Raw genomic sequence first — 22,397 nt, 5'->3', positions numbered from 1 at the left:
CTCACTCCTAGCATACTTTAACTATATTCTTTGTATATGTACTTCAAAGCTACTGCAAAAGCTTCATCTACCTCTTTATTTTCACGTCGATTAGGTAAATCTTTTCCTCCAATAACATAAAGAAACGGGAATTCATTGAATATTCCTATTATACCAATATTTATTGCAGCTGAAGATAGTCCACCTGTCATATGAGCTAAGTGATATGAATGTATTCCTTCATATTCACCTTGCTGTCTTACCATGCCGCTAATAATTGGTTCCCATAATTCTGCTTCTGATTTATACCCCTGAAAAATATGTACTAAAAGTGAAAGAACCTCATTTAATTCTCCAACATTTTTCTCATCCCTAGCGTCCTCTTGTATATGAATTTTTGAAAAGTACGTTTGGGCATACATTTTCACAGCATCCCATCCACCACAGTACATTACAACTGACTGTGCAACGTAACTATCATGACATGCTATCATTACTTCTACTGCTTTACTAAGTGTTAAAGTCCTTCTTCCTTGTAAATGTGGATACAACTGCGCACTATCTTCATTTGGATTAAATTTAACATGCTGAAGTATATCATTCCAATTACATGTATTTTCCTTCACCATTTGCGCTACTACAAATCCGATTACTACTTTTGCTGCCGATGCTAACGGAATATTTATTTCACTATTATATGAAGCAACTATACGATTGCTTTTTGTAGAATAAATAGCTATTCCAACATGATCAGATTGTATCTCTTTCATTTTTTGAATGACTGTTTCCATTTTCATTCCTCATTTCATATCGTTTTATCACCTTTAATCATTCAATATAGAATGTAAAAAAACCTTTTTAGCAGATTAAATAGGCTTTTACAATAAGAAAAAGGTAGCATGAATTACTCCTTGCTACCTAAAAGATACATGTTTACGAAAAATCTCTATTCTTCTAAAGGATTTTTAGGCCCATTAAGCTCCAATTGATAAAAAGCTAAATCTAGCCATTTATTAAACTTATAACCAGCCTTTTTAATCGTCCCTGCATGAACAAATCCATAGTTTTCATGTAAAGCAATACTTTTCTCATTTTCCGCATCAATTCCAGCAATTAAAGTCATATATTCTCTTTCTTTGGCAATTGTGATTAATGCCTTCAGTAAAGAAGTTCCAATTCCATTTTTTCTATACTTCTTATGAACATACACTGAATGCTCAATTGAGTATTTATAAGCTGGCCAAGCTCTAAACGGACCAAATGTTGCAAATCCTACTACTTTATTATCTAGTTCGTATACAAAAATCGGATAACCATCAGCCTTTTTCTGTTCATACCAATCTATTCTATTTTTAAGGGTTACAGGTTTATATGCATATACAGCTGTTGTATTTAGTATGGCATCATTATAAATATCTAAAATGTATGTTACATCTTTTTCCGTTGCTTCCCTTATCATCGTTTTCTTCCTTTCATATACGTTCTGTTTTTAACTACCTATTTGTTACACAAACACTAGCTTTTCGAAAACTATCATAAATGTTTAATGCAGCAGATAAAACGTAAATGAGAATCCCCCCGCCAATTAGCCCCTTTTTAAGTTCTTCCGGAGAAATAGTGAACACATTTGCCACGAACGTAATAAATCCATCGGTAAATATGTGCGGATTTACTACAATTATAATGAATACTATCGTTCCAGCTATTTGAAGAATAGTATTCCCGATTGCCAATCTTTTCGTCCATTGTCCCTGTACTAACTTATAAAGAGATATCGCTATTTCAAAAACAATTATCATCACAACGATTGGCCAATACTGAAATAACACATCTTGATTAAACGTTGGCGCGACAAACTTCAATCCACTTCCCGTACCACTGTATACGCCAACGAGATGATTCGCATAAAAGTAAAGTGTAGCCCAAATTGCCGTCCACATTAACCCTCCAAAAACTTCAAACTTGGAAATTGCTCTTTTCTTTGGAATATGCGAAATGTTTTTCAAATCAGCTGGCGTCCACTTTTTTAAACTTGTCGTCAACGGCTCAGTATCTTTGTTTTTATCTGTTCTTTCTAAAATAGCAAATACAAGTGTTAACCAGAAAAATACATGAAGAGCTACTTCAAAAATTTCTCCAATTCCTTTACCTATTAATTGTAAAATAACATTTAATACTGCTTGATCACCAGTATAACTTATAAAATTTTCTGCAACCATTGCAATGAATGTGATAACAACTGCAATTGGAATGATCATTTTTAATAATGTCATATATACATCAAAATAACGCGGTCCAATTAAATGCATCGGTCTATCCAAATATCCATTAGCTAATGAAACCGGACTCCCCAATTTTTCAAGAACTCTTTTTTCATCATCTTCATTATAATCATCAGGCAACATATCCTCAATTGTTGACCGTAGCTCAAGAATAATATCTTCACGATTTTTTTCAGGTAATCTCTTCGCTACTTCCTCGACATAAATATCAATCAAATTCATTCTTGTCCTCCTCCATTAATAAGTTATAAAGTTCTTTCGAATCCTTTATCCATTCCTTTTTCAACTGTTGGAATATATCTAATCCGTATTCACTCAAAACATAGTACTTACGAGGCCTACTCTCTGTTTTATCCCAACTACTCGTCACTAGCTCTTGCTTTTCTAACCGGCGAAGTAGTGGATATAAAGTACTTTGATCAATTGCGATTCCTGATTTCTCTAATAATTGGACAAGTGAATATCCATACTGCGGCGTTCTTAATTGGCTTAAAACTGCTAATGTTAATGTGCCTCTTCTTAGCTCAGTAATTAATGAATTTAATAAAGCATCCATGTATTCACCTCATTTTCGTTACTATATGTCATACAGTATATGTTTTATACTATGTACCGTACAGTATTAAGGTGACAAATGCAATTTTTTACTAAAAAATGGATAATAAAAAGCGCAAATTTGTAATTTGCGCTTTTCTAGCTTACTTATAACACGCTTAACTTTGTAACTCTGGTAATATAAATTCCCCTTTTTCCTTAGGAAATGGAACAACATCTATAATTGCATCTATATTAATTGCTCCGTAAACATGCGGATATTCTTGGCCGTTAGAAGCAAGTTCATATTTTATTTCTGCTTTCACTAAGGATGGATCAATTGTCAGTAATAAAACATCTTCTTCATGAATGAAATATTTTTCCGTAACGTTTAAAGCTTGTTCTAAAAATGAACAGTGTATAAATCCCTCTTCTTTTAGTGAAACTTCATTAATCTCTCCATTTATCTTTGCGATTTCCCAATTTCTCTTTGTTATTACTTTTGTAATCATTATCATGTCTCCTATATATTTATAAAGTGAAACTTTAATCAGCCCTCACCAATCGGGCTGCCCATTAAAGCGCGATAAACTAAGAGGCTTTCCTATTCATTACTAGAAAATCCTCTTGAATTTTCATTTCTTAATTAACGAAGATGCTTCCCCGCTATGGAAAATCCATAAATCATGAAGCGACCTTGTACATCCAACATATAATAACTTCGCATCATGTTTCGTATTTTTATAATGTTCTGCATCAACATCAATGAGTAGAACAGCGTCAAATTCTAGCCCTTTCGCCAAGTACACAGGTACTACCGAAATACCACCTTCATATTTACTTTGATTTGCTTCAATGAAGTTTACAGCCAATCCTGCGTTTATTAAATTCTCATATATATCGCGGCACTCACCGTCTGTTCTTCCTATTACCGCAATTGTTTTCACATCTTCACTTTGTAGATGTTTTAATGTCTTTACAATTTCAGTAAACTGTTCTTCTGTATGAATTATTTTCACTTCTTCACCACTACGGAAAACTGGCATTGCAAGCCCTACTGGAATCTCTGCATTTTTAATTATTCCGTTCGCAAATTCTATAATTTCTTTTGTAGAGCGGTAACTTCTCGTCAGTTCATAATAACCTGTTTCTTGGAATACTTCCTTAAAAGCACTCCAATCTTCAATCCCTTGATAATCATAAATTGCTTGAGATAAATCACCTAATATAGTAAAAGAGTTACCTAGTGTAATTTCTTTTAATACATAAACTTGAAATGGTGAGAAATCTTGCGCTTCATCAATAACAACATGATGAAATTTCTGTCCGATTTCAATACCTGTTATGCGATGATGTATGTAAATTAAAGCTGGTAAATCTTCTACATACACTTCTTTTTTACGACAACTCTTTTCAGTTTCTTTCACAAGTTCCTCGGGTAATACTTCGAGTATTTCTTTGCTTTTCAATATTGAACTATATATTGAAAGCGAGCTCATTTTCGGCCAAAACTTCAGATAGTTGTTCAATCTCTTTGTCGCTTCTTTTTTTAATAATTTCTTCTCGTTTGTTTCCCCATACTTTTTTAGTTCAATTTCAATCCAGCGCTTCATTCGGCCAACTAAACGTTCTCTTCTTTTCTTTAATGGATAATGTTTATACTCAACTTGCATCCATTTTTTTATATCTTCCACTGGAATAACAGCTTTATCCCATGCCTCAAAATTACTTGTTGGCACTAGTTCTTTTTCAAATTGAACCATTTGCTCTTCAATAAAGGACTTAAATTCTAGCGTACCTTTCAATTTACCAAGCATAATCTTTCTTTCATCACGATTAATAGAAAATGCTTCTTTCAATTTTTCTTCTGTCTGCTTCAGTTTCACCGAATCATCTAACGTACGTAATGCCCAGTCTGGAAATGTTGTTTGACTAATATTCCCGACACCTAATTCAGGAAGTACACTCGAAATATAATCTAAAAACAGACTATTCGGAGCAAAAACAATCATTCTCTCCGCTTCTAATTGCTCACGATATTCATAAATTAAAAAAGCAAGACGATGTAAAGCGATCGTTGTTTTACCGCTTCCTGCAACCCCTTGAATAAGTAGTGGTAAGTTTCTTTCCGCACGAATAATATCATTTTGCTCCGATTGTATCGTCGAAACAATATCTTTTAGTTTATTATCTTTATTCTCACCTAATCGATATAGAAGAAAATCATCGGCATGCGAGACATCTTCATTTCCTTTCACATATGTATCAACAACACGTTCTAATTCTCTTTTTCTAATAGAAATGTTTCGCTTTAAATAAACATCACCTTCTACTAATCCATCTGGTGATTGATAAAACGCTAATTCATCACCGCCGGTAAATGAATAAAACATACTTGCGACAGGTGCCCGCCAATCAATTACAATTGGTTTCATCTTATCTTTATCTGAAACACCTACTTTACCGATGTAAATCGGCATAACATCTTCCTTACCATCCTCCTGAAAATCTAATCTTCCAAAGTACGGCTCTTGTACACCAATACGTAAGTTTTGTCTATTAGACTCCCTCATACTTTCAAGAATTTGTTCTTTAAAATCATCGCCATAATAAACCGGAATGTTTTCGAGCTGTTCTAATTGATCATCCATCGTACGTAATGTGTCTTTCATTCTTTGTAACTCTTCTTCAAAAATGTTGTTCATATGATGATTCCCTCCTGTCCGTTCTAAATTTTCAGTCGAAATATAATTGTATTAAAAATCCATTTATAAAGTCAAGGTTTTTAGTGGGAATTTTCCGAATAAAAAAAAGAGTAGAGATTAATCCCTACTCTTTTCTATTTTAATTCGATACGCCAAACATTCGTTTAAAGTTGCTAATTCTTTATATTTTCGCTTTTCAAAGTCATATTCTCCTCCTGGAAAGAATCCTACAATACTTAGACCAGCTTCAGCACATAGATTACTAATCTCATCTACCGTATAACAACGTAAAGACTGTGTAACTATATCATTTGGATTATTAGGATGCCACCAATGATCTAACATTCTTTCATTTATGCTATCATATTCATATTTTCGCATAGCTGAACTTAAGGGCATTTCTTGTCCACTTACCTTTTTCCAATACAATGGTTGATAAATATCAATAAGTGCACATCCATCATCCTTCATCCAATTTTTAATCCGTTTTAATAGAATCAATTGTTCATCATCTGTTCCTACACCAAACCCATCTAAATAACTAACAACATCAAACTTTTCTTCAAAATTAATTTTATAAAAATCAGCGCAATGAATAGCAATATCATTAGTAGAATGCTCTTTTGCAAACATAACTAACTCTGGTACAAGCTCAACAGTAGTCATCTTTACACGTAACTTAGACATCGCCCTTGCAAAACCGCCATTTCCTGCTCCCAGTTCTAACATCGACTGAAATGGATGTCCAATTTGCTCTTTAACTTCTTTAGCAAGCTGCTCTAACCAGCTTTCTGTATTTATATCGTAATTCGACAGTTCAAATTGTCTTTGATAAAACTCCCTCACATCTAATTCGTTCATTATTCTCCTCCTGTAATAAGTTTTCACGCTGTAGGTGACCGACTAATTTTCTGACACCTATGGAAAAACATATTGTATTTCCCTATATTTTCAATTTATCAAAATAATAAGAATTTTGGAAGTAGTAAAACAAAAAGCAGATAATGGGAAATCCCATTATCTGCTCTACGGCTGCTCTTATTGTCCTTTTTGATATTCTACCCAATCACCAGAAATGATAACTTTCTTCAGCATCTCTTTGTCTTGAGAAACATACACAAATGCACGTATTTCGCTATCACCAAAGTATATTGTTTCGGTGATTCGGTCATATAAATCACTCTCTGCATTACCTGTGTATTCTTCCAGTTCATCTAATTTTTGCAGAACATCATCATTTACTTCATAAACTTCTCCATATACCTTATCTTTATTTGAACAAATCATCGCTGGATACCCTTCGTTTGTATCAAATAATTTGCCATACGTCCATGCTTCGTCTGCAATGCATATTACACCTTGCATATAATGAGCATTCGTTTGCTCTTTTCTTAACGTACCATACACAAAAACGTGATGCATAAATCCCTATCCCCTTTACATGTCACTACTTTCTAATTTGTAAATAAGCACGAATCATAAAGTAACTCACTTCATTCGGAAGTTGTTCCTTAATCGATTTCAGACCACCATCAGCATTTTGCACAGCAGTTTCAATCAGTTGTTCGTATTCTGCAGGAACAAAACTGTTCCAGTCTACTTCCATTCCATCTTCAAAACAACGAATTAAATGATTTTCAATCGTTTGTCTTGATAATCCACGTTCTTTCGCAATTTCATCTAGATTAATACCTTGTTTATACATTTCATACGTTTCCAAATGAGAATTTGCTGAAGCTTTCCCTGATTTCTTTCGCTCTGTCACCACTTCTGTTTTAATAGTTTCAGCATAATTTGGGTTTTCATCAATAAAGTGCTGAACTGCTTGTAAGAAGTGCGAACCATACTTCACAAGTTTGTGTTCACCAATCCCTTTCACAGTTAAAAGTTCAGAGTCGCTTTGCGGCATTTTTGCGCACATATCTTTCAACGTTTGGTCAGAGAAAATAACGAATGGAGGTACCCCTTCTCCTTGCGCAATTTCTTTACGTACTTCGCGAAGCACTTCAAATAAAGGATGATCTTGAACGATTTGTCTTGTCTCTACTCGTTCTTTACGTAAAACATTCTCTTTACCAAGTAACACTTCTTTCCCTTTTTCCGTTACTTTTAGTGTCGGGTAAGTACCATGTTCAACTGCAATTAGCTCGTCTGAAATTAAAAACTCAATAAATTCACTCACTTCTTTTACACTACGATTTGATAAAAGTCCGTAAGTTGGCAAAGTATGAAAATTAAATTCAATGACTTTCTTATTTTTAGATCCAGTTAGTACTTGTGCAATCATTTGTTTACCAAATCGTTGGTTCGTCCTAATCATACAAGATAAAACCATTTGCGATTCTCTCGTCACATCGATACTTTCTCGGTCGTCTGTACAATTACCGCAACGACCACAATCTTCTTTTGGTTCTTCTCCAAAGTATTGCAAAATAAATGATTGTAAACATTGTTCTGTATGACAGTAGTCAGTCATATTTTGCAGTTTTTCAAGTTCATTTGAAAAACGAGACTCTCCTGTCGATTGATCAATTAAAAAGCGCTGTACTTGTACATCTTGAGAAGAATAAAGCAATATACATGCACTATCTAATCCGTCACGGCCAGCACGTCCTGCTTCTTGGTAATAACTTTCCATATTTTTTGGAAGCTGATAATGGATAACGTAACGAATATTCGATTTATCAATACCCATCCCAAACGCAGATGTGGCTACCATTACACTCACTTCATCACGTAAAAAGAGTTCTTGTTGCTCATTTCGATCGTTATCACTCATACCAGCATGATATTTGGATACAGAAACTCCCGCTCTCATTAAATCCTCATACAACTGATCAACTACTTTTCTAGTAGCTGCATATATAATCCCAGATTCCTTTTGATTTTGACGAATATAATCCGCTAAATATGCATTACGATCTTGTCCTTTAATAACAGAAAATGATAAATTCTCACGCTCAAACGTTGTCATAATCGTGTTTTCTTGATTAATTCCAAGCGTATTGCAAATATCATCACGAACTTGTGGTGTTGCCGTAGCAGTTAATGCTAATACGAGCGGCTTTTCTGGAAGATAATCTAATATACGGTGTATATGTAAATAGCTCGGACGGAAATCATGTCCCCACTGCGAAATACAGTGCGCCTCATCAATGGCAATCATCGGGATTTTCATATCGATCATTTGGTCAACAAACTCCATTGAATCAAGTCGCTCTGGCGCTACATAAAGTAACTTATAATGGCCCTGTTTCGCTAATTGAATTCGTTGATTCGCTTCTGTAATCGAAATAGAACTATTAATATATGTAGCTGAAATACCATTTTGTACTAATGTATCTACTTGGTCTTTCATAAGCGATATTAAAGGCGATATAACTAACGTTGTTCCTTCAAATACTAATGCGGGAATTTGATAACAAATTGACTTACCACCACCTGTAGGCATAATACAAACTGTATCTTTCCCATCTAATACATTTTTAATTGTTTCATCTTGTCCTCTTCGGAATGACGAATAACCGAAATAAGACGCTAAAAGTTCTTGTGCTTTTGTAAACAAAAAAGAGTCACCTGCTTTTCTTTAACTTTCATCTACTCCTATTATATCATCTCTTATGCGTCATGAAAGTGATGAATACACGACTAATGTCCTGCTTTTTCATTATTTTATGCTTCTTTACGTTTTAGAGATGGATTAACAACTATAACGAATTTTAAAATAAATACACATTTTATTGATTCTCCTTGAATACTACTAATCTTATACATATGAATTCAGGAGGTTACTTTATGAAGCATCGTAATATTAGTTCCATCAAACCGAAAACCGTATCGAACCAACTCCAATTCTCAAATAATGACGCATGGAAATATGAATCATATTATAAGTATCAACCATTATTTTCTTATAGAAAGCTTTTTCATTTTCTTTCTCGACTTTTTAAACGTTAATACACGTACGTAATAGATCGTTCATAATAATTTTCTCAATATGAACCTTATAGACTTAATACAATACAGTTGTTAACATATGAAATATTCTGTTGGATAAACCCCTTAAGTTGACCTGCTTATTTATGCAGGTCTTTTTTTGATTTATATATATTTCAGTACACTTTTAGATGTGATTGTAAATCTTTTCCCCATTTTATAACCATACTCCACTCACAACAAATGATGATAATAGCAAGAAGTAAAATATAAGTTCTTAACATTTAATAAAGTAAATCTTTTTTTCTCAATACACAAAACGAATTTCACTTGTTACTATTAAAGTACTCCAGATGAGTTTTTGCTCATCGACATTATCTAGTTAAAGGGATTTGCCGCGGGAAGCAGATCCCTTTGACTTTATTAAAGATACACTTTCATTTGGACACATTTACCAGGTTTTTTTAAGTGAATTTTATGATAATATTACGTAGTCGAGTCCGACATCTCGGCAATACCCTTTTGGTGCTCTGCAACTTCCCTTGCAGAGCATCTTTTATTTTATATTCGTTTTATCTATATATCACAATCAAAACACTCATTTTTTAAAAATAAGCGAGGACACGTAACTAAATATAAATTCCCATCATACTTTGAGTTATACATGTTCAAAGGAGTGTTACCGTTTATGTATCCTTATTGGCAATCGTATTACTCCCCCTATCATAACCCTTATGTACACTTTGATACATCTGTACGTAATTCCCGAATTAGTAAAAATGAGAATTTTTTAAAAGGTTATATGCGTTCCTTATGGGAACAACACGTTGCTTGGACGAGATTAGCTATTATAAGTATTGTTTTCAATTTACCTGACGTAAACATTACAGTTGGGCGGCTTCTTCAAAATGCAACACATATGGGACTGTCACTTGAACCATTCTATGGTGAGGATGCAGTGAAAAAATATAGTGCACTAATTAAAGACCACTTAGTAATTGCAGCGGATCTTGTTAAAGCAGCAAAAGCTGGTGATCAAAATTCAGCTACTGCTATAGAGAAAAAATGGTACGCTAACGGAGATGAAATTGTTGCGTTTCTTACTAGCATTAACCCATATATTGATAAAGAAGCATTTAGAAAAATGTTTTATGAACATTTAGCACTAACTAAGGCAGAAGCACTGGCATTCCTAAATAAAGATTATGAAGCAGGCGTAAAACTGTACGATAAAATTGAAAAAGAAGCTTTAGAAATGGCCGACATGATAACAAACGCAATCGTAAAGCAATTCCCGCAAGTATTTCAATAACAATAAGCCGATTTGAAAACCAAATCGGCTTATTGAACTTTCTATCAATGATATTTCACCTGTCCTCTTTACATTTAACGTATATCGATATATTTTATTAATATCCGTTTTTTATAGGAGGAAACAGTTTGATTAACGCCATTGGTCTCGTATTTATACTCACAAATAAACATGAGAAAAAGAAGAAAGTTTATCTAAATGAAAAATTCGCATTAATAGACATTATTGATTCTAAGGAAGTAATTGATGATGAAGGAAACTCACTAGTAGAACTAACATGTAAATACAGTATATATTTAGATGAAAAATACTACTGTAAATCTCTTGATGATTATACTGGACAAGTCTTTCCTTTCTTAAGTGCTAAAATAGGAAAAGGAATTCTCAGAAACTTAAATTATTATTTTTCTTACGTTGATGTATACGATAAAAAACCATCAGTTAAAGAAATAAGACCGCTTATGAAACAAGTAACTAACAGATAGCAAAAAATACAAAAAAAGAAAGCATCTAACTCTGGATGTTTTCTTTTTTATTGAAAACTCATCAAATTTCATCCTCTTCTAAAAGTATGTATCCAAGCATATTTTAAATTAAAAACATTGGAGGATTAGACTGAATGAAATACTCAGAAACTATTGTAAGTAAACGACTACGAATGCTTAAAATGACGGGTATATTTTTCATGCTAGTATTAATAGCATGGATTGGATATACAAAATTACTTTATGAAAACGGATTTCTTCAAGAAAAAAAGAATTCAGTAGAAGTAATGCATACTAGCATTACAGGAGAAATAGAGCAGCTTTTTCATATAAACTTGCAAGGTTATCAAAAAACAAGTCTTGATGCTGTTATAGAAGCAAGTAAAACAGATCCAAGCGAACTATCCCTAATTAAACTAGTCAACAAATCCTGCTCGCGAGATTGCATAGGCGAACCAGTCACATATGTAAACTCAAACAATGGATATATCTTTTATAAGGAATCTAATGGAACTAATGTAGCTATAACGATTAAAAAGAAAGACACATGGTTAATTGTAAAGAAATCTGTTCAAGATGGAATATAATCACTCAAAAAAAGAGTATGTATCGTACTCTTTTTTATTATTAATACCCTTCCTCTTCATGCCTATAATGGCATTTCGCTTTTGTTTTACAATGACAAGTATTTCTCATAAATATGCTTCCTCCTTGATAGAATGCATCATATTCTATGTTTGAAAGTATACAATAGCTTGTTTGTTAGTCTATTTACTCTATATTATAAGTAGAGTTAAAAGATTACATAAAAATAAAAAACCGTCACATGACGGCTTTTTATTTAGCAAACTATTCTTTTGTATAAAAATATTTAAGTCCTTTAGCATCTAACCACGCTGTCGCTCGATCTAATTCATTCCCTTGGCGATATGCTGTTTCAAATCTAACTAATCCTTGTTTATCTCCATATGAGATAATACGAGATTCATACCCAAGAGCATCCATCATTCCTAACATTTCTACTACTAACGCTGTACCAAATTCATACGTAACAACTTTACTAAATTTATTCACTATAATTCCAACTCCTTCTTGTTTTGTCGATTGTTCAACAGTTTGATTAGTAAACCAAACTAACGGTTTATTTCCCATTAACTTATTTAAATCACATTTTCCTATGCCGGCTACATTCCCTGTTTCTGTGTATTGCCAAATATCACATGGGTAGGCTGGTTTGTTACCACCATAACGAGGAATCCATACAAAATCACAATTGACATTTGCCATTCCAAATGGAGCATACATATGATGAGCGATGTATAAACCGACTTTCTTAGCTCCTAATCTTCGTAATTCATCAATAAAAGCTTGTGTACCTGCTCTCATATCGTTCATTGTTTTTACTTCTACGTCAGCTACCCAAAATGTTGCATTTTTATCACCACGGTTCCAAAAGTCTCTCGCCTCTATCCGTGCATCCTCTACTGAAACGAAACGACAGAACGCATAATTACCAAACGGAATATTTCTTGCTTTCATTGCTTGTACATAATTTTTATATAAAGGATCTACATAATTTGAACCATCTTGCACACGTGCAATTACAAAATCTAATTGTGGTGCTGCAATATCCCAGTTAATGTCGCCATTCCATTTCGAAATATCTACAATGCAACCCATTATTTAACATCTCCTTTTTCGTTATTATATTCAAAGCTTGTTTTTTTGCTAATATCATCTAATAAATAGTATGAGTGGTATTGTATTATTTAGTAATAATTTAAAATTCGGCTTATGTATTGAGAAAATAAAATATTATTACGGGTTTAATAAGTAAAGACTTACAAAGTTCTAAACTATAATCAGTAGGAGGCTACAAACAGTGCAATTCCCAGCTAATTTCTTAGCTTCATCCAAATTTTGAGGTATGAATTTTACTGCCCATTAAAGCGGGATACACAAAACCACCTTTCTGACAGGTGGTTTTGTGTACTACTTTACATATACATTATTCATATTTATAGTTACATAATTATTAATTACTTAATATACTTGTTAACTAAGAATAAGACAATTTTTAGTTTTTAATCAAACTAATTTTCGTTTTATCTCAAGTACTCATAGTACCATTTACGTGCATCTAACCAAGCTGTAAATTTATCGATATTTCCGGACGGATAGCCATTCGTTATAGCATAACCAATGCCATCTTTCTGAACGACAATTTGTCCATCAATACCCGCATCAACCATCGCCTGAGCCAAAGCTTGTAAATTGCTAAATGCTACACCACCAGTTTTTACTTTGAGCAAGTCCGGTGCACCTCCTCCAGTTTGTCCTGTAAGAGCAAATACAATAGAATTAGCGATTTTATCAACATTCCATTTTGCCATGTCGGATTCATTATCAATAAAACCTAATTCAATAAGAATAGCCGGTGCCTTCGTTCCATTTAATACCGCTAAATCTGTACGTTGTTTCGCACCTCGATCACGCCATCCAATATCTTTTGCTAGTTGAGCTGATATTTTAGCCGCCAAATCTTTCTGATCATAATACAAAACCTCAACACCCTGTCCATTTCCATCACTTGCATTAAGATGAAAAGAAATAACTAAATCCACAGCATGGGAATTGCTATTCCGAATGATATTATTTAAATTTTGTGATTGAGTTGTCCCTACCTCATCCGTATCGTCATAAACCGTGTGTCCTAGGGATCTTAACTTAGTCGCCACAGCATCTTTAACTTGCCTATCTAGAACGTGTTCTTTCCGATTCCCAAAATTAGCCCCTTGAACAATACTATTGTGTCCTCCGTGCAAACTATACCTGGCCATTATTTATCAACATCTCCTTTCTTAATATCATATTCAAAACTTGTCTTATTGCTATTCCCTCTTACAATCTTAACTGTCCCCATACGTCCTACATTTTCTAAAGGTGAAGGCAAATCGTTTTCAATATAAAGTTCAACTAATAATCAGTAGGGGTTTTGTTCATCCCCCACTGATTATTAGTTGAACCAATCGGGCTTTTACGGGCAGCCCAACCCCCACCTAACTTCTTTTCTTCCGCTGAATTTTGAAGTGGGGGTCTTACTGTCCGCAAATAGCGGAATGAAAAGTAATGTCACTTCACAAATCTGATGCTTCGTTCTCTAAATTGCATTAACTTGAATGGTGACACGAACAAAAAGCATCACCTTTTTGGCGATGCTTAAAAACTCTATTTTACGTTTTAGCTCCCTAAATAAAGTTTAAGATCATGGTAACCGAAAACTATACTTATATTTCCTTCTCTTCCTTCACTGCCCCTTTTAACCTCTGCAACATATACCCAATCCCTTTACAACCTGCTAACGGATACGTTATGATTCCTTCTGGATATAATTGTGTTACTACTTTCTTATGCTTATTGCCTGCAAGTAAAACGATTTCATCAAACTGAAGCAAGTCTTTTTCAATCATTTGTTGTTTTAATTGTTCCATACTAATAATCTCATCACTCTTTGAATTAAAAGCAAGATCATAGTTTTCTAGTACAATATCATTTGGCCTTAAAAATCCATGCTTCGCCGATAATATAACCCAATTCTCAAAAAACATCGTTGCATACGCCTGACACGCTTTTCCGAACGGGCTAATATATACATCTTTTGCCTCCATAGGCCCGTAATCCGGATACTTATCCCAAATTTTCTTCTTTCCGCATGGAATTATGCATAACCTTTTCATTTATCTCTTACCTCTTCTCTTGCATAAGTAAAGTTAACTATTTTACACATTTTTCTCTCAACATGCTATATAATGATATTAAAAATAAAAAATACATCTTTTACCATAAAACCATCGTTTTTTACTTATAATTCACTTTTTTAAGATTTGAAATCCCATTGCCCTATTTAAACATAGTACACTTTTTGTAAATATTATAATACTACAAATAATGGTACATTTACTTTTCAAGGATCTTAATATTAATTAAAATATATGAATGATAAAATATTTTATCTTTAGAAGGAGGTGAACAAGTGAAAAATATACTCCCTGCACTAGTACTCTATATTATTGTTTGCGTAATCGCTATGATTGCTCCAGCATCTCAAGGTTATAATCATGTGGGCTGGAAGTTGTTTGTTGGGCAAGCGTATGCTATACCTATTTTTCTCATTACAGCTATTATTACATTTTATATAAACAAGAAAAAATCTACGAACAAACAGCTATAAGGATAGCTAATGCTATCCTTATTTTAATTCATTAATCAGATCAACAATTACACTAGCAGTACTTTCTATCCTTTCTTCCGAAAAATCAAACGTGACACCTGTTTTTTCATATATTTCTTGTATATGTAGGTTCCAGTCTGCACTCGCTCCCTCTTTAAAGAAAGTAATCGCTTTTTCTGGATCCTCTCGATAAATTTGAAACAATTGCATTGCTCCTATTTGCGCAATTGCATATTCAATTTTATAAAAAGGAAACTGAACAAAGTGAAATGACTCTAACCAACTCGAACCAATTTCATCCTCTAATCCGTCAATATCGACTGATGAATATTGATACCTTTTGCATAGTTCGGCGTATTTCTTATCACGCTCTTCTGGTGTATGGTTTGGATTTGTATAGATCCAATGCTGGAATACATCTCCTGCAATTGACGATATTAATAAAGACAAAGTACGATATAATTGTACGCGCTGCACTTCTTTATATTCTTCTTCTTGCTTGTAAAAGATATTAAGCTTTTCCATTACTAGTAACTCAAGACTGAGGGAATAAAGCTCAGCCACCTCTTCACAAAGATACCTTTCCTGCATGCTACTATCATTTTTAAATTGTTTATAAAAATGAAATGCATGTCCCACTTCATGTATGAGCGCGTTAATCGCATAAAATGATGGACTAAAATTAGAATACACAAAAACCTCTTTACTATGAGGCAAGGTAAAACAAGCAGCTCCTGGTGCTTTATTTTCACGTTCTTCTACATCAATTAATCCCGCTTTTCGTATATGGATAAATTCCTCATAAAAATATAAATCTGTCTTCCGAAATATTTCTTCCACCCCATCCAATAAATCAATGGCATTTTGAAATGGAGCTTTTAGTATATTACATGGAGTAAGATCCCAAGGGCGATACGTTTTTACACCGAGATTCTTTTTAGAAATACTCCCTAATTGTTTCCAAATTGGTACAACATACTTTTCTATAGATTCATGGAGCTTATAGCAATCTTCAATATTATAATCTCTGTTTTTTTGTTTACAAGCATATTCACTATAATTATAAAACCCTGCATTTAAACCGATCTCATTCCGTAATTGTACGAGCTTATTCATAATACAATCTATTTCCATCTTCACTGCACTTCTTGCTTCACATAAAGCGTACCAAGCTTTTTCACGAATAGCTCTATTAGAGCTATCTAGCTGTGCTTTAACGTATGCATACGTCTTTTGCTCTCCCTCCCATTTAATTGTTATGTTAGACATTATTTCTCTATACTTCGTAATAAGCTCTTGCTCTTTAATAGAAAGAGCAAGATTTTCTTCATTAAACATTCTACTCTTCACAAATCTTGCTTTTTTCATAAATCCATATTTCTGCTCATCTAATAAGTCAGAAAACGGACATTCTCTAAATTTCTCGTCAAATTTTGCAGTGTATCTTTTTAAAAGTGGTTGAATTATATTTTGATTATACAAATGTAAATCACGCATATTTCTGTCATCTGTATCTCTATACGTGGCGATTAAACTACTTGTTATCTCCTCTTCTACTTCAGCGGTTACACGCAGTTCATCGAAAAGCCAACTTTCTAATTCTAAAACAGAAGTAATATTTCGCTCTAAAAGTGACTGTAATTTACTTTCGAATTCATTAAGCATACACAACCCCCCCTGTAAAAATTTGAATTTTCTGTTTTATGCAGATAGAAAAAGACAAGTAGCCAATCCGACTACTTGTCTTTTTCTATCTGTACTCAATAAAATTAAGCTTGGAATGCTTCTGTTAATACTGGTACGATTTGTTTTTTACGAGATACTACACCTTTTAATGTAGCAGTGTTATTTTCTAGAGATACGTTGTATGCTTTCTCAACAACGTTTGCTGCTTTACCGATTGCAAGACCGACAGAATCGTTTGTTAAGATATCAGTTACAACAAATAAGAATAGGTCTAAACCTTTTTCTTCTACTACTGCAGAGATAACTTTTTCAAGTTCTACTTGGTGTACAAGAACGTCGTTCGTATCAACAGCGTTTACTTGTGCGATTTCAACTTTCGCATTACCCATTTGGAATTCTTTAGCGTCAAGAGAGATTAATTGCTCCATTGTTTTTCCGCTTAAGTCAGCACCAGCTTTTAACATTTCTAAGCCGTAGTTATCAGCATCTACACCAGCGATTTCCGCTAATTCACGAGCTGCTGCTACGTCCTGCTCTGTGCAAGTTGGAGATTTGAATAGTAAAGAATCTGAAATGATTGCAGATAACATTAAACCTGCAACTTCTTTACGAATTGTAATGCCGTTTTCTTTGTACATCTTGTTTAAAATTGTAGCTGTACAACCAACTGGCTCACAACGGTAGTAAATAGGATCGCTTGTTTCAAAGTTAGCAATACGGTGATGGTCAATAACTTCTAACACACGAACAGATTCGATATCGTTAGCACTTTGTTGACGCTCGTTATGGTCAACTAAAATAACGTTGTCCACTTCGTTTGCAACTGTCTCAACAAAACGCGGTCCTTCTACTTTAAAATAGTCTAACGCAAATTGAGTTTCACCGCTGATTTCGCCTAAACGTACAGGCTCAGCATTCATTCCTAATTCTTTTTTCAATTCTGCATAAGCAATTGCAGAACAAATTGCATCTGTATCTGGGTTTTTATGCCCGAAAACTAGTACTTTTTCCATGTTTTCCACCTCTTCATGAAAAGGATATCTTAAAGAAGCAAATATGACAATATTTAAAGCATAATTTTTTATAAATAATTGCACTTTCTTCTATATTTTTCATCGTTTTTCGTAAAAAAGATCATCTAAAATGAATTAGATGATCGAAATGTATATTTTATCCCGCTTTAATGTGCAGTAAGACCCCCACTGATTAAAGTTTCACTTTATTTAAAATAAGCTAGGAGCTTGCACTACATGATTTAGCGGAAAATTCGATGCCAAACCATTATTTACAAGGTTAACATCTATAACTTGATAAAATGCATTTCCAGTATCTGCGATTTCCCACACAGCTAAAATAAGGTGATATCCATTTCTATCAGTTGGTACGTTTGCTTCATGTGTTACCGAAGTTCCTGGTCTAGCTCCACCATCATTTTTTACATAGAATGGTACTAAATCTAAATCAGATCTTGTTAAAGGTTTATTTGGATTCCAATCTTTTTTCGTAATATAGTATTTCCATTCTTTCGTACTATGAGGTGCGGTTAATTTCCACTTAAATGTATTCGCGCCGCCGTTTAACGTAACTTTCTTCCACCTATCAACTGTTTGAACGTCTAAAGCAGGGAAATGACCAGCTCCTGCAATTTGTCCATCAGAAGGTCCTAATTGCGGGAATCCACCTATTCCTTCTACACTTTGCGGCTCATATTGAATTGGTCCGCAGTTTACATTTACCCCTTGCTTACATAAATAAGAACGACTCGCTGGTGATTCAACATATCCATGAGCTGAAGCTTTTTCTGAAAAACCGAAAGTTAACAATCCCGTAAGTAATATGCCACCACTTAATATAACTTTCTTCACCTTCTGTAAACCTTTCGTTTTCATCTCTTCATCCCCTTTCCCATAATAAAGCGAAAATAACTATAGTTGCCTAGTCATCTTCTCTACATCCATTATAAGTCGAGGAGCATAACGAAAAGAACCCTCTAAAAACTTTCTCAAATTCATTTCGTCCATTATACAAGTTCAAATAACACCGCTAGAGAAATATAGACGGTGTTAAAAATTGAAGTATATTATTTTGAACATGATAGCTTTTTAATCATAACTTATAAAACTTTATAATAAATAACTGTAGCATCCAAACTACCACTTGGAGATATTGCGTATTCTGGTATCTTTCCAACTTCTTGATACTCTAATGATTTATACAATCTGTTGGAAGGGTCTCCTTCTCTCGTATCTAACACTAAAAGAGACCTATCTTCTTGCTTCGCTCGTTCCTCTGCTTTTTGCATAAGTAAACGTCCAATACCATTACGTCTAAAGTTGGGATGAGTCATTAACTTACAAATCTCGGCTCTATGAATTCCGTTAGGCTTTGTAACTAAATGTAATTGAATACTCCCTGCCAATTCATTGTTTATTTTAGCGACATATAATATCACTTCTGGCGCTAAAACAGTTTGCCAATACTTCGTTGATTCTTTTTGTTCCAGTGGAGGTAAAAAACCAATTGACGCCCCATCATCTACAACTGTTTTCAAAAGGTTAGAAAGCTCTTCCACCTCATCTTTTATTTGCTTAATCTCTTCAATTACTAAATTTTGCATTATTAATCCCCCTTTTGTTTCATTGTACCAAGTTTTAAAGAAGGAATAACAGAATACTAAAAGGAAATATATATTTAAATAGAGCATACTTTTAGAATGTATGAATGATGGAGGGATTAATCATTAGCAAAATAGGATTTGACTTAATACATCATAAGGACGACTTTGATCTTGGATATGAGGATATAGAAGCGATATCTAAGAACTGTAAATTTTCTAACTGCTCTCATACAAATGAACCACATTGCGCAATTAAAAAAGCTATTTCCGATGGAATTCTTACAAAGGAAATAATGAATAGTTATTATCGAGATAAGAATGAATTCAAATATGTATGTAATCAAAAAAACAAAACAAAAGCTATTGATTATATGAAACAATTGAAACTTTTTAGAAAATCTTAAAAATAAATAGTTGTTTCTCATTCCCACTATATTTAAGAATCTTACTTTGCTAAATCACATACAAGCTAATTTTCATACTCAAATTTAATCTCACGTAAAAGAACGTTTTAAACATAAAGTTTAAAACGTTCTTTTCTATTCAATGCTTATGATTTTTCAGTTCTGTTAAACACTCTTGTACTAAAGTTACTGCTTGACTCATTGCAGCTCCACCAGCAAATGCTGCTGATACACCACACGCTTCCAGAATTTCTTTATCTGAACACCCTTGATCAAGACAACCTTTTGTATGATAAACGGTACAATATTCATCTTGCGTTGCTAGACTAATTCCTAATGCGATAAGTTGTTTTTCCCTTTTTGTTAAAGAACCCTCTTGAAAACAAGCTTGCGTGAATGCATTATATGTTTCAGCAATTTCAGGAATTTGGTTTGTAAAACTACCGATACCTTCTTTATAATGATGTAGAACGTCATTTACTGAACTATGTTGTTCGTGCGCCATTTTATTATTACCTCCATTCCAATTATATGTACCTATTGTAGTATGTGATGAAAAGAAGGCAATATACGCCACCTAAAAAGAATGAATATTCAGTTTATTATAACTACAATTTCAGACTATCATCCACTACTGATTGTTCTTTATAGTTTTTCCTTTCAATCTCTTTACTTCTTTCTTCCCAAAAAGTTAGTCCTTCAATCCCTATATTTTTAGGATCAAACACTGGATCTTTCCCTTCTTTTTTCTGTGCTTCATAATCTTTTAACACTTTTAATGCAATTTTGCTTAATAGTAGAATCGCGATTAAGTTTAACCATGCCATACTACCGATTCCTAAATCTCCAAGATTCCATAAGAGCGATGCTGATTCTACACTACCGATGTAAACCATAATTAAAAATCCAATTTTCAAAACTGGTTTTAACCAACTATGTTTAAGCTCACGATCTAAATAAGTAAGTGTCGTTTCAGCGATATAGTAGTAAGCGAGTAAAGTTGTAAAAGCGAAGAAGAAGATTGCGATTGAAATGAATAATGGACCAAACCCAGTCATAACAGTTTCAACTGCTTGTTGAGTATAAATTGGGCCAGCATCAACATTCCCTATATTTTTTACAATAGCGCTTTTCCCTTCCGGTATAACATTATACATACCTGTTATTAAAATCATAAGAGCTGTCGCTGTACATACGACAATTGTATCAATATATACAGAAAACGCTTGAACTAACCCTTGTTTTGCTGGGTGAGATACTTCAGCCGCAGCAGAGCTATACGTCGCTTCTCCAACGCCAGCTACATTTGAAAATACAGCGCGCTTTACGCCCCATGCAATTGCTGCACCGACGATTCCACCAAACATTTCATTTATACCGAAAGCACTAGAGAAGATTAAAGCAAACATACTTGGAATTTCCGTTACATTCGCAATTAATACGATACATGTAACAATTACATATCCAATTGCCATAAATGGAACAAGCATTTGTGAAACGCCTGCAATTCTCTTTACGCCACCAAAAATGATTGCTGCTAATAATAAGACTAACAATATACCCGTTATATATTTACTAATACCGTTAGAGTTTTCAAATCCCACTGCGATACTACTAGATTGAATACCTGGTAATAAAACGCCATATGAAAGTGTTACAACGACTGCTACAATGATTGCAAACCATTTCATTTTCAAGCCTTTTTCAATGAAATATGGTGTACCACCGCGATATTCATTTCCAACTTTACTTTTATATACTTGAGATAATGTTGATTCAACGAATGCACTAGCTGCTCCTAATAGAGCCATTACCCACATCCAAAATACAGCTCCAGGCCCGCCGAAAGCGATAGCTGTTGCAACCCCTGCAATATTACCTATTCCGACCCTACCTGATAAGGCTAAACAAAATGCTTGAAAGGATGAAATTCCCGTCTCCGAGCTCTTCCCTTCAAATAATAGTTTAATCATCTCTTTAAAATAACGAATTTGTAGAAAACGAGTTACAATTGTAAAATACACACCTGCCCCTAATGCGAAAACAACTAAGCCTATACTCCATACTTGCCCTACTAACCACTCTACTAATTGATCCATTCAAATCCCCCTTATCATTCTTTTGAAAATTATTTTATATGTAAGAAAACGGACAACTATTATTAAATCTTCCAGTTGTCCGCCTATCTCATTATTTCATTCCTCTATTTATTAACAGTTAACTTCT

Annotated in this window: 24 protein-coding genes; 6 read left to right on the top strand and 18 right to left on the bottom strand. The window is 33.8% G+C overall.

Features of this window, described 5'->3' with window-relative positions; genetic code table 11:
- Positions 1-17: 17 nt before the first annotated feature.
- The 9 genes from MR079_RS01860 to recQ all read right to left on the bottom strand — a co-directional run bounded on the left by MR079_RS01860 (position 18) and on the right by recQ (position 9,065).
- Positions 18-770 carry a serine hydrolase gene (locus MR079_RS01860; protein WP_139865821.1) on the bottom strand — a complete coding sequence of 251 codons (753 nt, stop codon included), beginning with the start codon at positions 768-770 and terminating at the stop codon, positions 18-20.
- A 155-nt stretch (positions 771-925) separates the two neighbouring features.
- Positions 926-1,438: a GNAT family N-acetyltransferase gene (locus MR079_RS01855; RefSeq protein WP_139865822.1), complete on the bottom strand. Its 513-nt coding sequence runs from the start codon at positions 1,436-1,438 to the stop codon at positions 926-928.
- A 34-nt stretch (positions 1,439-1,472) separates the two neighbouring features.
- Positions 1,473-2,483 carry an HAAS signaling domain-containing protein gene (locus MR079_RS01850; protein WP_242293372.1) on the bottom strand — a complete coding sequence of 337 codons (1,011 nt, stop codon included), beginning with the start codon at positions 2,481-2,483 and terminating at the stop codon, positions 1,473-1,475.
- Positions 2,470-2,817 carry a PadR family transcriptional regulator gene (locus MR079_RS01845; protein WP_139865824.1) on the bottom strand — a complete coding sequence of 116 codons (348 nt, stop codon included), beginning with the start codon at positions 2,815-2,817 and terminating at the stop codon, positions 2,470-2,472. The genes MR079_RS01850 and MR079_RS01845 overlap by 14 nt, the downstream gene beginning before the upstream one ends.
- A gap of 157 nt (positions 2,818-2,974) precedes the next feature.
- Positions 2,975-3,307: a DUF952 domain-containing protein gene (locus MR079_RS01840; protein ID WP_242293371.1), complete on the bottom strand. Its 333-nt coding sequence runs from the start codon at positions 3,305-3,307 to the stop codon at positions 2,975-2,977.
- A gap of 123 nt (positions 3,308-3,430) precedes the next feature.
- On the bottom strand, positions 3,431-5,500 hold the full coding sequence (locus MR079_RS01835) for a HelD family protein (RefSeq protein ID WP_242293370.1): 2,070 nt from the start codon (positions 5,498-5,500) through the stop codon (positions 3,431-3,433).
- Between the two features lie 117 nt (positions 5,501-5,617).
- Complete coding sequence (locus tag MR079_RS01830) at positions 5,618-6,361, bottom strand: class I SAM-dependent methyltransferase (protein WP_242293369.1); 744 nt, start codon at positions 6,359-6,361, stop codon at positions 5,618-5,620.
- 177 nt (positions 6,362-6,538) lie between these two features.
- A complete protein-coding gene (locus MR079_RS01825; protein WP_242293368.1) occupies positions 6,539-6,922 on the bottom strand; it encodes a gamma-glutamylcyclotransferase family protein in 384 nt (127 codons plus the stop codon).
- A 25-nt stretch (positions 6,923-6,947) separates the two neighbouring features.
- Positions 6,948-9,065 carry a DNA helicase RecQ gene (gene recQ, locus MR079_RS01820; RefSeq protein ID WP_242293367.1) on the bottom strand — a complete coding sequence of 706 codons (2,118 nt, stop codon included), beginning with the start codon at positions 9,063-9,065 and terminating at the stop codon, positions 6,948-6,950.
- A gap of 230 nt (positions 9,066-9,295) precedes the next feature.
- On the opposite strand from recQ, the gene MR079_RS01815 reads away from it, so the two are divergent.
- From MR079_RS01815 to MR079_RS01800, 4 genes are all read left to right on the top strand, one after another.
- Complete coding sequence (locus tag MR079_RS01815; RefSeq protein ID WP_242293366.1) at positions 9,296-9,457, top strand: hypothetical protein; 162 nt, start codon at positions 9,296-9,298, stop codon at positions 9,455-9,457.
- Positions 9,458-10,124: 667 nt separating this feature from the next.
- Positions 10,125-10,748 carry an acetylglutamate kinase gene (locus MR079_RS01810; RefSeq protein WP_139865830.1) on the top strand — a complete coding sequence of 208 codons (624 nt, stop codon included), beginning with the start codon at positions 10,125-10,127 and terminating at the stop codon, positions 10,746-10,748.
- Between the two features lie 128 nt (positions 10,749-10,876).
- The gene (locus tag MR079_RS01805; RefSeq protein WP_242293365.1) at positions 10,877-11,233 is read left to right on the top strand and encodes a cytoplasmic protein; all 357 of its coding nucleotides are present in this window, start codon (positions 10,877-10,879) and stop codon (positions 11,231-11,233) included.
- 134 nt (positions 11,234-11,367) lie between these two features.
- Positions 11,368-11,820 (top strand): hypothetical protein, encoded by a 453-nt coding sequence (locus MR079_RS01800; protein ID WP_242293364.1) that lies wholly within the window; start codon positions 11,368-11,370, stop codon positions 11,818-11,820.
- Positions 11,821-12,082: 262 nt separating this feature from the next.
- Here MR079_RS01800 and MR079_RS01795 read toward each other — a convergent pair whose 3' ends face one another.
- From MR079_RS01795 to MR079_RS01785, 3 genes are all read right to left on the bottom strand, one after another.
- The gene (locus MR079_RS01795; RefSeq protein ID WP_242293363.1) at positions 12,083-12,913 is read right to left on the bottom strand and encodes a GH25 family lysozyme; all 831 of its coding nucleotides are present in this window, start codon (positions 12,911-12,913) and stop codon (positions 12,083-12,085) included.
- Between the two features lie 425 nt (positions 12,914-13,338).
- The gene (locus MR079_RS01790; protein WP_242293362.1) at positions 13,339-14,073 is read right to left on the bottom strand and encodes an N-acetylmuramoyl-L-alanine amidase; all 735 of its coding nucleotides are present in this window, start codon (positions 14,071-14,073) and stop codon (positions 13,339-13,341) included.
- A 447-nt stretch (positions 14,074-14,520) separates the two neighbouring features.
- Positions 14,521-14,970, bottom strand: a complete 450-nt coding sequence (locus MR079_RS01785) for a DUF6884 domain-containing protein (protein WP_139865835.1) — start codon at positions 14,968-14,970, stop codon at positions 14,521-14,523.
- Positions 14,971-15,266: 296 nt separating this feature from the next.
- Between MR079_RS01785 and MR079_RS01780 the strand changes: the two genes are divergently transcribed.
- Entirely contained in the window at positions 15,267-15,464 is a 198-nt protein-coding gene (locus MR079_RS01780; RefSeq protein ID WP_000789868.1) for a DUF4017 family protein, read from the top strand.
- Positions 15,465-15,482: 18 nt separating this feature from the next.
- Here the strand turns inward: MR079_RS01780 and MR079_RS01775 are convergent, their stop codons facing one another.
- The 4 genes from MR079_RS01775 to MR079_RS01760 form a co-directional block, all read right to left on the bottom strand.
- Positions 15,483-17,129 carry a M3 family oligoendopeptidase gene (locus MR079_RS01775; protein ID WP_242293361.1) on the bottom strand — a complete coding sequence of 549 codons (1,647 nt, stop codon included), beginning with the start codon at positions 17,127-17,129 and terminating at the stop codon, positions 15,483-15,485.
- 104 nt (positions 17,130-17,233) lie between these two features.
- A complete protein-coding gene (gene ppaC, locus MR079_RS01770; RefSeq protein WP_242293360.1) occupies positions 17,234-18,163 on the bottom strand; it encodes a manganese-dependent inorganic pyrophosphatase in 930 nt (309 codons plus the stop codon).
- Between the two features lie 210 nt (positions 18,164-18,373).
- Entirely contained in the window at positions 18,374-19,039 is a 666-nt protein-coding gene (locus tag MR079_RS01765) for a lytic polysaccharide monooxygenase (RefSeq protein ID WP_242293359.1), read from the bottom strand.
- Between the two features lie 224 nt (positions 19,040-19,263).
- Positions 19,264-19,767, bottom strand: a complete 504-nt coding sequence (locus MR079_RS01760; RefSeq protein WP_242293358.1) for a GNAT family N-acetyltransferase — start codon at positions 19,765-19,767, stop codon at positions 19,264-19,266.
- A 107-nt stretch (positions 19,768-19,874) separates the two neighbouring features.
- Between MR079_RS01760 and MR079_RS01755 the strand changes: the two genes are divergently transcribed.
- Complete coding sequence (locus tag MR079_RS01755) at positions 19,875-20,171, top strand: P-loop NTPase family protein (RefSeq protein WP_000398675.1); 297 nt, start codon at positions 19,875-19,877, stop codon at positions 20,169-20,171.
- 139 nt (positions 20,172-20,310) lie between these two features.
- Here the strand turns inward: MR079_RS01755 and MR079_RS01750 are convergent, their stop codons facing one another.
- The gene (locus MR079_RS01750; protein WP_011040414.1) at positions 20,311-20,748 is read right to left on the bottom strand and encodes a carboxymuconolactone decarboxylase family protein; all 438 of its coding nucleotides are present in this window, start codon (positions 20,746-20,748) and stop codon (positions 20,311-20,313) included.
- 31 nt (positions 20,749-20,779) lie between these two features.
- A complete protein-coding gene (locus MR079_RS01745) occupies positions 20,780-22,270 on the bottom strand; it encodes an alanine/glycine:cation symporter family protein (RefSeq protein ID WP_139865840.1) in 1,491 nt (496 codons plus the stop codon).
- Positions 22,271-22,397: the final 127 nt, after the last annotated feature.

It is taken from the genome of Bacillus cereus group sp. BfR-BA-01381 (genome assembly GCF_022663555.1).
Classification (GTDB): Bacteria; Bacillota; Bacilli; order Bacillales; family Bacillaceae_G; genus Bacillus_A; species Bacillus_A pacificus.
The sequence above is the reverse complement of the archived record's forward strand: the minus strand, read 5'-3'. Positions and strand labels throughout refer to the sequence as shown.

Coding starts and splice junctions, on each gene's coding strand:
- MR079_RS01765 (WP_242293359.1), bottom strand. CDS start 19,039: ATGAAAACGAAAGGTTTACAGAAGGTGAAGAAAGTTATATTAAGTGGT.
- MR079_RS01850 (WP_242293372.1), bottom strand. CDS start 2,483: ATGAATTTGATTGATATTTATGTCGAGGAAGTAGCGAAGAGATTACCT.
- MR079_RS01760 (WP_242293358.1), bottom strand. CDS start 19,767: ATGCAAAATTTAGTAATTGAAGAGATTAAGCAAATAAAAGATGAGGTG.
- MR079_RS01860 (WP_139865821.1), bottom strand. CDS start 770: ATGGAAACAGTCATTCAAAAAATGAAAGAGATACAATCTGATCATGTT.
- MR079_RS01815 (WP_242293366.1), top strand. CDS start 9,296: ATGAAGCATCGTAATATTAGTTCCATCAAACCGAAAACCGTATCGAAC.
- MR079_RS01790 (WP_242293362.1), bottom strand. CDS start 14,073: ATGGCCAGGTATAGTTTGCACGGAGGACACAATAGTATTGTTCAAGGG.
- MR079_RS01810 (WP_139865830.1), top strand. CDS start 10,125: ATGTATCCTTATTGGCAATCGTATTACTCCCCCTATCATAACCCTTAT.
- MR079_RS01855 (WP_139865822.1), bottom strand. CDS start 1,438: ATGATAAGGGAAGCAACGGAAAAAGATGTAACATACATTTTAGATATT.
- MR079_RS01825 (WP_242293368.1), bottom strand. CDS start 6,922: ATGCATCACGTTTTTGTGTATGGTACGTTAAGAAAAGAGCAAACGAAT.
- MR079_RS01785 (WP_139865835.1), bottom strand. CDS start 14,970: ATGAAAAGGTTATGCATAATTCCATGCGGAAAGAAGAAAATTTGGGAT.
- MR079_RS01795 (WP_242293363.1), bottom strand. CDS start 12,913: ATGGGTTGCATTGTAGATATTTCGAAATGGAATGGCGACATTAACTGG.
- MR079_RS01755 (WP_000398675.1), top strand. CDS start 19,875: ATGGAGGGATTAATCATTAGCAAAATAGGATTTGACTTAATACATCAT.
- MR079_RS01775 (WP_242293361.1), bottom strand. CDS start 17,129: ATGCTTAATGAATTCGAAAGTAAATTACAGTCACTTTTAGAGCGAAAT.
- MR079_RS01745 (WP_139865840.1), bottom strand. CDS start 22,270: ATGGATCAATTAGTAGAGTGGTTAGTAGGGCAAGTATGGAGTATAGGC.
- MR079_RS01845 (WP_139865824.1), bottom strand. CDS start 2,817: ATGGATGCTTTATTAAATTCATTAATTACTGAGCTAAGAAGAGGCACA.
- MR079_RS01830 (WP_242293369.1), bottom strand. CDS start 6,361: ATGAACGAATTAGATGTGAGGGAGTTTTATCAAAGACAATTTGAACTG.
- MR079_RS01800 (WP_242293364.1), top strand. CDS start 11,368: ATGAAATACTCAGAAACTATTGTAAGTAAACGACTACGAATGCTTAAA.
- MR079_RS01840 (WP_242293371.1), bottom strand. CDS start 3,307: ATGATTACAAAAGTAATAACAAAGAGAAATTGGGAAATCGCAAAGATA.
- ppaC (WP_242293360.1), bottom strand. CDS start 18,163: ATGGAAAAAGTACTAGTTTTCGGGCATAAAAACCCAGATACAGATGCA.
- MR079_RS01835 (WP_242293370.1), bottom strand. CDS start 5,500: ATGAACAACATTTTTGAAGAAGAGTTACAAAGAATGAAAGACACATTA.